General features: G+C 63.2%; 1 protein-coding gene. It reads right to left on the bottom strand.

Annotation, left to right across the window (positions count from 1 at the left end; genetic code table 11):
- Nucleotides 1–293 (bottom strand): endonuclease/exonuclease/phosphatase family protein (locus DNK89_RS23950; RefSeq protein ID WP_203422600.1); only part of this gene is annotated, 293 nt, incomplete at its 3' end.
- Nucleotides 294–527: the final 234 nt, after the last annotated feature.

Below are 527 nucleotides of genomic sequence, written 5' to 3'. Positions count from 1 at the left end.
AGGCGGGGCGTCACGTCCTCGAGCGGCAGCTTCGAGAGGATGGCGACGCCGTTATAGGTCTTCTGCCCATGGATCGCGACGTTGTAACGGGCACTCTCGAAGGCCTCCCGCGGAAAGGCCTCGTCGACGCATTTCAGCTCCTGCAGGCAGACAATGTCGGGATCGCGCTCCTTCAGCCAGGCGAGCGTGTTCTCCACCCGGATCTTGACCGAATTGACGTTCCAGGTGGCGAGACGCAGGCGCATGACGCCGGCATAGAGGATTCCGCCCCGAAAAGAAAAGCCCGGACGCACGGGCGTCCGGGCTTGAAGTGGTCTCTCATGCCGCCGCCGGGAGGGGATAGGGTCCGGCACGGTGTCAAAGCGGCGAGCGCCGGGCTCGCCCGCTTGTCCGTGTCAAATTTGCCACTAGCAAACCAAAAGTCAAGCCAAAAGCACAACCGCTCTTGCTTGTTGTGAATATGTCACAATCATCGCGGGTTTTGGGCCAAGGCGTCGACGCGCCCGGCCGCGACCGTCGGCGGGCGC

Source organism: Acidovorax sp. ST3 (assembly GCF_003231145.1).
Taxonomy (GTDB): domain Bacteria; phylum Pseudomonadota; class Gammaproteobacteria; order Burkholderiales; family Burkholderiaceae_C; genus Acidovorax.
The sequence above is the reverse complement of the archived record's forward strand: the minus strand, read 5'-3'. Positions and strand labels throughout refer to the sequence as shown.